This is a genomic window from Microbacterium sp. K41, assembly GCF_004794395.1.
Classification (GTDB): domain Bacteria; phylum Actinomycetota; class Actinomycetes; order Actinomycetales; family Microbacteriaceae; genus Microbacterium; species Microbacterium sufflavum.
The window spans coordinates 1-1692 of record NZ_SSDO01000209.1; the positions used below are offsets into that span (position 1 = coordinate 1).

The following is a 1692-nucleotide window of genomic DNA, read 5'->3' on the forward strand; positions in this document are numbered from 1 at the left end:
ACCCGCGGAGCCCCCGAGGGCCTCGGCGTCGGCCGGCTCCAGCTCGGCGCTGACCGCGGCGGCCAGGACGATCCCGGTGTGCACGGGCAGGGCGGTGCCGGCGTCGTCGTCGTCCACCGTGATCTCGACCGCCGACGCACCGGGGACGAATCGCTCGCTCCACGTGGTCACGTCGGCGCCGGAGAACGACGCGGTCTCGCTGTCCGCGCCGGTCACGCGCACCGTGAGGGCACCGCGCACGGCCACGCGGGCGTCGGACCCCTCCAGCACGGCCGCGACGAACGGCGGCATCGCGGAGAACGAACCGCCGGCCTGCGTCGTGAGCACGTCGATGACCGTGGCGAGGCTGCGCTCCGCGGGCAGGCGCTCCCAGAGCGTCGTCACGGTCGCCCCGGGCACGTCGGGCGGCAGCGCCACCAGGGCGCCGGGGATCACGATCAGGTACCACGGTCCCGGTCGGTAGATCGTCTGCATCAGCGAACCCCTCCTGCTGCGGCCTCGCGCGGGCGCGTGTCGGCGTCGATGTCGGTGTCGTCGGACAGCAGCAGCGTGCCCGGTCGCGACGCGACCGACACCGCGTCGACGACGACCACGGTGATGTTGTCCCGGCCACCGGCCTGCACGGCCTCGTCGACCAGGAGGTCGGCGGCGCGCTGCGGATCAGGCTCCGCGCCGAGGATCTGGGTGATGCGGGCGTCGGGCACCTCGGTCGTGAGCCCGTCGGAGCAGATGAGCATGCGGTCGCCGAGCTCGGCCGGGAACAGCCAGTAATCCGCGTCACCCGTGCTGCTCGCGCCGATCGCGCGCGTGATGATGTTGCGGCGGCGGTCGTGCGCGGCCTCTTCGATCGTCAGCTCGCCCGACTCGATGAGCTCCTGCACCACCGAGTGGTCGACGCTGATCTGCTCCAGCTCGCCGTCCGCGAAGCGGTAGGTGCGCGAGTCGCCGATGTTGACCGTGAGCCAGTAGCCCATGCCCTCGACCGAGGCGACGACCACGCCGCTGAGAGTGGTGCCCGCGCGGCCGTTGCCGGTCGTGGACAGCTCCTCGACGGCGGTGCGCGCCCGCGCCAGCGCCTCGAGCAGGTCGTCGAGCTCCAGGTCGGTGCGACCGATGAAGCGCGCGAACTCGTCGATCACCGCGGCGCTCGCGCGCTCCCCCGCCTCGTGGCCGCCCATGCCGTCGGCGACCAGGAACAGGGGGGAGCTGGCCATGTAGGCGTCTTCGTTGAGCGGGCGGCGCAGACCCGAGTGGGTCGCAGCCCCCGTGGACACCACGAGCGGGGCGGTCATGCGTAACCTCCGACCATCACCACGCGGTCGCCGATCTCGATCACATCGCCGAGCCGGATCGGCACGCGCTGGCCGGCCGGGCACGCGATGCGCTGACCGTCGCGCACGATCGTGAGGCCGTTCGTGGAGTGCCGGTCGAGCACCCAGCCACCCGAGGCCTCGGACGCGGCCTCGAAGTGCGTCTTCGACAGCGACAGCGTCTCGTCGCGCACGGGCACGATCACCGCGCCCTCCTCGACCGCGGGATTGCGGCCGAACACCGTGCGCCGCGAGACCGGGACGCGGGTGCCGTCGTCCCACGTGAAGACCAGCCGGTGCCCGGGGATGCTGATGCGCGTCTCCTCCAGGTCGTCGGTCGCGGGCGCGACGACGGCGGGGGCAGGCGCGGCGGAGGCGGCGG

2 protein-coding genes and 1 pseudogene are annotated in these 1692 nt (G+C 73.3%); all 3 read right to left on the reverse strand.

What is annotated here, in order from left to right; translation table 11 throughout:
• Positions 1-474: pseudogene (locus DW309_RS05625) on the reverse strand (hypothetical protein); the annotation flags it as partial.
• Positions 474-1292 (reverse strand): PP2C family protein-serine/threonine phosphatase, encoded by an 819-nt coding sequence (locus tag DW309_RS05630; protein ID WP_136031075.1) that lies wholly within the window; start codon positions 1290-1292, stop codon positions 474-476. The pseudogene DW309_RS05625 and the gene DW309_RS05630, both read right to left, overlap by 1 nt.
• Positions 1289-1692, reverse strand: a 404-nt coding sequence (locus DW309_RS19400) for an FHA domain-containing protein (protein ID WP_240753130.1), incomplete at its 5' end; no start/stop codon positions are given. The genes DW309_RS05630 and DW309_RS19400, both read right to left, overlap by 4 nt.

Bases quoted from the DNA above. Each gene is read 5' to 3' on its own strand.
- DW309_RS05630 (WP_136031075.1), bottom strand. From the start codon at position 1,292: ATGACCGCCCCGCTCGTGGTGTCCACGGGGGCTGCGACCCACTCGGGT.